Raw genomic sequence first — 6406 nt, 5'->3', positions numbered from 1 at the left:
CCCCTCCCCCGAACCCCGTCACCGGTGCACCAGAACGACCGGCGGCCCCGCACGAGCCACCCTGGGCTCCCGCCTGTCCTCGCACGCCAACGCCCTCAACGCCATCCGCCTCCTCCTGGCGGCCGCGGTGATCCTGGGTCACACGGTTCCCGTGGGCGGCTACCCGGAGAGCGCGTGGCAGAACGCGAGCGGCACCGCCGTGAACGGGTTCTTCGCGATCTCTGGGTACCTGATCGCGGGATCCCGGATGCGCCTGTCCCTGCGCGCGTTCCTGTGGCGCCGGGCCCTGCGCCTCTACCCCGCGTTCTGGGTGTCCCTGGCCATCACGGCCGCCGTGATCGCCCCGGTGAGCGCGCTCCTCAGCGGGGAGACGGTCGTACCGGGCAGCGCCCTGGCCTACGTGGTGGCCAATGCCACGCTCTACATCACGCAGTGGGACATCCAGCACCTGCTCACGGGTGTGCCGTACCCCGACGTCTGGAACGGCTCGCTGTGGACCCTCTGGTACGAGGCCGCCGCCTACATTGCCGCGGGGCTGCTCCTCACCCTCCCGTGGGCACGACGCCGCCCACTCGCCTGGATCTCGCTGGCGTTCGTCATCGTGTCGCTCCTGCAGTTCGCCACCTTCGACCCCGTGGACCTCAGTGCCACCAAGCTCTTCCAGGGGTTCCGCCTGGGCGGCTTCTTCCTGGCCGGCATGCTGCTGTGGGCCGCCCGCAACCGTGTCCCGCTGCGGTGGTGGCTGGCCGTCCCCTCACTCCTGCTGACGTACGCGTCCCAGACCTGGCCGGAACCGTTCGGGTGGTTCGCGGTGGCCATCCCGTTCGCCTACGGCCTGCTGTGGCTGGGCGCGGTGCTGCCCGTGCGCCTGGGTTCGGTCAACGACCTCTCCTACGGCACGTACATCTACGCGTTCCCCGTCCAGCAGCTGCTCGCCGTGGCAGGAGCCCACACCGTGCTGGGCTACTGGGGGTTCGCCACGGTGGCGCTGCTTGTCACCCTGGTCCTCGCGTGGCTCTCGTGGCATCTCGTGGAGAAGCCCACCCTGCGGCTCAAGTCCGCAGTGAGGTGACCACAGGGCCGCGTATCGAGACCGCACGACGCCGCACGGTCCGGCACCGCACCCAGGGCACCTCACCGTCGCGGCGCCTCCCTGCCACGGCCTGCCACCCGGGGTCGGAGTCACGGCGCGGCCCCGCGCACGGCACCTCCACCCCGGGAACGGGACCCAGCGGCGTCGTGCCCGGCCACCGGACCCGGCGAACGGTGTGCGGCATGTCGGAAGAGAACCGCGGTGCTGGGAACCAGCCGTCACTCGCGCCGCGTGCGCCTGCCCAGGACCGGACGCAGGCGCAGCTTCTTCAGGGCACTGGGGCTGAGGTTCGCCGGACCCGGAAGGCGCCAGCCGAAGCGCCGCGCGGACACGCTGACCACGGCGCTGAGCACGATCGCCCCGGCCATGCCCCACGTGGGGTGCCCGAGCTCGGAGAGCAGGGCCATCAGCGCGCTGGCCAGCAGGGCGCTCGTGGCGTAGAGCGTGTTCCCGCCGAAGATGGCGGGCAGCCGGCCCACGGCGATGTCGCGGATCATGCCGCCGCCCACCGCGGTGACCACCCCGAGCAGGATGGCCGGTGGCCACGCGAGACCCGAGCCGAGCGCCTTGACGGTGCCCGTGGCGGCCCAGCAGCCCACCGAGAGACAGTCCGCCACGAACAGCGCCCGGAAGGTCCACTTGCTGTCGAACACCAGGAGGTAGGCGATCAGGGCACCGGCGAGCGCGGAGGTGAGGTACGCCGGATTGGTCAGTGCCACGGGAAAGCCCTGCTGCAGGAGCGTGTCCCGGAGCATGCCCCCGCCCAGACCGGAGACGATGGCCAGGACCACGAAGCCCACGAGGTCCATGCGCAGCTGCCGCGCCACCACACCGCCCAGGATGCCGTTGGTGAGCACCCCCAGCAGGTCCACGAGGTCGAAGACCACCTCAGCCTGTATGTCCACCGGGTGCCTCCTCCTGTGCCGTGTCCGCCTAAAGTCCGGGGACAAGCATAGGGTCCGCAGATGCGGGTCGGTCCCCCTGCACATGTCGGACGGAGCCGTCAGACTGGTCACATGACAGACGTGCGTCCGGGATACACCCTGGTGGACTCCCCACCCTCCGTGGCCGACTACCTCGCTCTGCGCCGGGACAGCGGCATGCACCCCAAGACCGAGGAGCAGGCGGAGGCCGGGATCCACGGAGCGTGGGCTGCCGTTCACGTCCGCCACGAGGAGACCGGCGCAACGGTGGGCATGGGCCGTGTGATCGGTGACGGTGGATGGTACTTCCACGTGATCGACATGGCGGTGCTGCCCGAGCACCAGGGGCAGGGGCTGGGCAGCGCGGTGCTGCAGCGGTTGCTGGACACCATCCGCACGGACGCTCCCCCGGGCGCCTACGTGAGTCTCATGGCGGACGGCCCGGGCCAGGCCCTCTACGCCCGCCACGGATTCCAGGACAGGGCGCCGCACACCATCGGCATGAGCCTGCGCCTGGAGGTCCCCCGTGGCTGACACCTCCGGGACCGCCAGACCAACGGACGCACAGGCACCTCGCTGGGATGCTCCCTGCGGCACCATCATCGGGCGGCGGGACGGCGCAGTGGACCGGGCCACCGGCATCCGGTACGCCCGCGCGGGACGCTACGAGCGCCCGCGGCCGGTGGCGGCGGCGTCGACCCCGGTCCTGGCCACTGAGCCCGCACCCGCGTGCCCCCAGCCGCCCATGCCGTTCCTGGACGACATCGTGGGCAGCAACATCGGGGACCTGCCCCAGGACGAGGACTGCCTGCGGGTGTCGGTGACCGTTCCCGCCGGCACGCCGGTGGACGCGCGGCTGCCCGTGATGATCTGGATCCACGGCGGCTCCTACGCGGCCGGCGGCGGGGACGCACCCTTCTACGACCCCGGTGCGCTCGTGGCCGAGCAGAACGTGGTGGTGGTGGCCGTGACGTACCGGCTGGGACTGCTGGGGTTCCTGGGCGACGGCACGGAGATCCCGGCCAACCTGGGGCTGCTGGACATGGTCGCGGCGTTGCGGTGGTCCGGCGAGAACATCGGCGCGTTCGGAGGGGATCCCGAGAACGTCACCCTGTTCGGACAGTCCGCCGGCGGCGACGCCGTGGCGCACCTCATGCTCGTCCCGCAGGCCCGGGGTCTGTTCCGGCGGGCCATCATCCAGAGCGCGCCCTTCGGGCTGCTGGCCGGCCGCGCGAAGATGAGCGCCCTGATGGCCACCACGGCAGCACCCCTGGCACGCGATGCCCCACTGGACGAGGTGCGCGCCATGCAGCGGCGGGGGGCCCAGGCCGCCGTGCGCCACGGCCTCAAGGGCCAGATGCCCTTCGGGCTGCAGTACGGCCACGATCCCCTGCCCCCGGAGAACGAGCTCGACGCGGCGTGGCGGGCCGCCGCACCGGACGTCGAGGTCCTGGTGGGCAGCACCACCCGTGAGGCCGCCCTGTTCACGGCTCGCATTCCGCCCCTGCTCTCCCGCATGCAGCATCCCCGCAGGGCCCGGCGCGTGGAACGGCTGCTCATCACGCCGTTCACCCAGCGCCTCTACGGGAAGGGTGCCGCGCGCTTCGCGCGGCGCCACGCGGAGGCCGGCGGCACGGGGCGGCGCTATGAGTTCTCGTGGGGCGTGGGTCGCAACCCCGTGGCCGCCGCGCACATCTCCGAGCTGCCCCTGCTGTTCCCCGGTCACGATGTGTGGGAGCACACGCCGCTGGTGGACGGCCACACCTGGGCCCAGGTGGTGCACGACGGCGCCCGCTTGCGCCGCGCGTGGGCGGACTTCGCGCGCGGTCAAGCCCCGGACAGCGATCCGCAGGCCGGGCTGAGGGTCTTCCCGCTGGAGTGATGCCGGTGCAGGCAATCCACCCGCTGCCTGGTCAGTCGCGCTGCGCGTCCACCACTCCGGCAGCTCGCGCGATCTCCCCGTACACCCGGGCCAGATCATCGAGTGAGGAGTGGGCGTTGAGTCCGCTCGGATTGGGCGCCACGAACAGCTCGGTGCCCGGCCACGGTGACTCCTGCCACCCCACCGTGGCCTTCGGACGGTCGAAGGCCGCCCGGTAGGCGGTGATCCCCAGTACCGCGACCACCGCGGGACGCTCCCGCCGGATGAGCCGGTCCAGCCGATTCGCTCCCTCGTGCAGCTCCTCCCTGGTGAGCTCATCCGCCCGGGCCGTGGCGCGCGGACACACGTTGCTGATCCCGATGCCCCGGTCCGTCAGCTGCGCGAGCTCCGCGGGGTCGTACCCGTCCGCGGCGTCGATCCGGGTGCTCGTGATGCCCGCCCGGTGCAGCGCGGGGTAGAACCGGTTGCCGGGGCGAGCGAAGTGCGCCCCGGTGGCCGCGGTCCACAGCCCCGGGTTGATCCCCACGAACAGCAGCCGCAGGGGGTGCGGGATCAGGTCCGGCACGGTGCGGTCCCGGTAGGAGTCCAGTTCTGCGCGTGTGAAGCCCATGGCACCCGAGGATAGGGCCTGGGGCGGACACTAGCCTCGACGGCTGCCGGGTTCACGGCGCGGGCGGAGCGAGGGCCTCGGGCTGACGGGACGGCGGCCTCCGCCCGGACCGTACGGCGGCCGCGCTCGCCACGATCACGAGCCCCATGCCCGCGATCTCCCCCGGTCCCATGCCCTGCCCGAGGATCAGCCACCCCACGAGCCCGGCCACCGCGGGCGCCATGCTCACGAGGATCGAGAAGGTCTCCGCGGGGAGCCGCCGCAGCGCCGCGAGTTCAAGCGCGTACGGCAGCGCCGAGGACATGAGCGCCACGGCCACGCCCACGAGCAGCACGCCCGGCTGAAGCAGTGCCGCCCCGCCGCTCACGATCCCGAACGGTGCCGCGAGCACCGCCCCCACCGCCATGGCCAGGGCCAGTCCCTGGATGCCGGGGAAGGACCGCCCCGCCTGTCGGGACAGGAGGATGTAGCACGCCCACATCCCCGCCGCGGCGAGCGCGAACAGCACTCCCGCAAGATCGGGGATCTCCGTTCCCGGGCCCACACCGCTGAGCAGCAGCACCCCCGCGAGCGCGAGCCCCGCCCACAGCAGGCCACTGAGCCTGCGGGACAGCACCACGGACAGCACCAGCGGCCCGAGCAGCTCGACGGTGACCGCCACCCCCAGCGGCAACCGGGCGATGGCCTGGTAGATGAGCATGTTCATCCCACCCAGCGCCACCCCGAATCCGAGCACCACACCCACGTTCTGCCGGGTCACGGCACGCAGTGGCGGGCGCACGACGGCGCACAGCAGCACCGCGGCCAGCGCCAGTCGCAGGAAGACCGCCCCCAGGGCACCGACCTCGTCGAACAGCCCCACGGCGACGGCCGCACCCGTCTGGGTGACGAAGGCCGCCGCCACTACCAGGGCCACGCCCTGCGCTGTGCCGTCAGGCCGTGGGAAGCCGTCCGGGCCGGTCACGGCTAGAGGTCCTTGAGGAGGAAGGTCCGCAGGGCCATGATGAACTCCTCCGGGCGGTCCGCGTGCACCCAGTGGCTGGCGCCGCGCACGGTGATCCGCACGGTCCGGGGAAACAGCGCGCGCATGGCGGGCGCGTCCTCAGCCCGGATGTAGGGCGAGTTCTCCCCCGCAACCCACAGCACGGGCCCCGTGTAGGTGCGCCCCGCGACGTCGTCCGCCGGCCACGCCCCGATGTCCCCGAGCTCGGAGTGCAGCAGGTCCAGGTTGGGCTGCCAGCCGAAGCCGCCGTTCCGGTGGCGGAGGTTCTGCAGGAGGAACCCGCGAACGGTGTCGTCCGGGATGGCGGCGCGCAGGGCTGCGTCGGCCTGGGAGCGGTGGGTGATGCCGGTGAGGTCCAGGCGCTTGAGGGAACCGAGCAGGTGCTCGAAGTTGCCGCGCGAAGAGGTGGTGTCCGCCTCCTGGGAGTCCACGGGGGCGATGTCCTCGACCACGAGCCGGCGCACCAGCTCCGGGTGCCGCAGGGCGAGCACCATGGCCACCTTCCCGCCCATCGAGTGCCCCACCACGTCCACGGGGCCTGCGGCGGCGAAGTCCGCGCGCAGCTGCTCGGCCACGGTGTCCGCCATGGCGGCGTAGCCGAAGGACTCCGTCCACGCGGAGTCCCCGTGGTTGGGCAGGTCCACGAGCAGGCAGCTGAACTCGGGCTGCAGCCCCTTGGCGATGTTCGTGAAGTTCTTGCCGCGTCCGAACAGCCCGTGCAGGAACACCACGCGGTGCTCCCCGGAGCCGATCAGCGTGGTCTTCAGTGTGGGCTTGGGATCCTGAAGCACGGGCGTCAATCTACTGCGCCGCGCCGACCCGCACCAAAGCCGCCGACGCCGCCCGGCCCGCCCCGCCGTCGCACGCCCGGGCCTCCTCGGGCCCGGGCCCTGGC

At 72.4% G+C, this 6406-nt stretch carries 7 protein-coding genes; 3 read left to right on the top strand and 4 right to left on the bottom strand.

Annotation, left to right across the window (positions count from 1 at the left end; all coding sequences use genetic code 11):
• A partial coding sequence (locus tag D9R02_RS10875) for an acyltransferase family protein (protein ID WP_147435359.1) occupies positions 1-1072 on the top strand: 1072 nt, incomplete at its 5' end.
• Positions 1073-1311: 239 nt separating this feature from the next.
• Here the strand turns inward: D9R02_RS10875 and D9R02_RS10870 are convergent.
• Entirely contained in the window at positions 1312-1998 is a 687-nt protein-coding gene (locus D9R02_RS10870) for a trimeric intracellular cation channel family protein (protein WP_039101713.1), read from the bottom strand.
• 111 nt (positions 1999-2109) lie between these two features.
• On the opposite strand from D9R02_RS10870, the gene D9R02_RS10865 reads away from it, so the two are divergent.
• Both D9R02_RS10865 and D9R02_RS10860 read left to right on the top strand, forming a co-directional pair.
• On the top strand, positions 2110-2550 hold the full coding sequence (locus tag D9R02_RS10865; RefSeq protein ID WP_121566901.1) for a GNAT family N-acetyltransferase: 441 nt from the start codon (positions 2110-2112) through the stop codon (positions 2548-2550).
• Complete coding sequence (locus D9R02_RS10860) at positions 2543-3898, top strand: carboxylesterase family protein (RefSeq protein WP_121566900.1); 1356 nt, start codon at positions 2543-2545, stop codon at positions 3896-3898. Before D9R02_RS10865 ends, D9R02_RS10860 begins: the two co-directional genes overlap by 8 nt.
• A 31-nt stretch (positions 3899-3929) precedes the next feature.
• On the opposite strand, the gene D9R02_RS10855 is transcribed toward D9R02_RS10860, so the two are convergent.
• The 3 genes from D9R02_RS10855 to D9R02_RS10845 are packed head-to-tail and all read right to left on the bottom strand — an operon-like array spanning position 3930 to position 6302.
• On the bottom strand, positions 3930-4508 hold the full coding sequence (locus D9R02_RS10855; protein ID WP_019309517.1) for a mismatch-specific DNA-glycosylase: 579 nt from the start codon (positions 4506-4508) through the stop codon (positions 3930-3932).
• Positions 4509-4560: 52 nt separating this feature from the next.
• Positions 4561-5472: an EamA family transporter gene (locus D9R02_RS10850; RefSeq protein WP_121566899.1), complete on the bottom strand. Its 912-nt coding sequence runs from the start codon at positions 5470-5472 to the stop codon at positions 4561-4563.
• A 2-nt stretch (positions 5473-5474) separates the two neighbouring features.
• Positions 5475-6302 carry an alpha/beta fold hydrolase gene (locus D9R02_RS10845; RefSeq protein ID WP_121566898.1) on the bottom strand — a complete coding sequence of 276 codons (828 nt, stop codon included), beginning with the start codon at positions 6300-6302 and terminating at the stop codon, positions 5475-5477.
• Positions 6303-6406 lie beyond the last annotated feature (104 nt).

This window comes from Kocuria rhizophila (genome assembly GCF_003667225.1).
GTDB classification, from domain to species: domain Bacteria; phylum Actinomycetota; class Actinomycetes; order Actinomycetales; family Micrococcaceae; genus Kocuria; species Kocuria rhizophila.
Note: the sequence above shows the minus strand (reverse complement) of the source record. Positions and strands in the feature narration are given on the sequence as shown.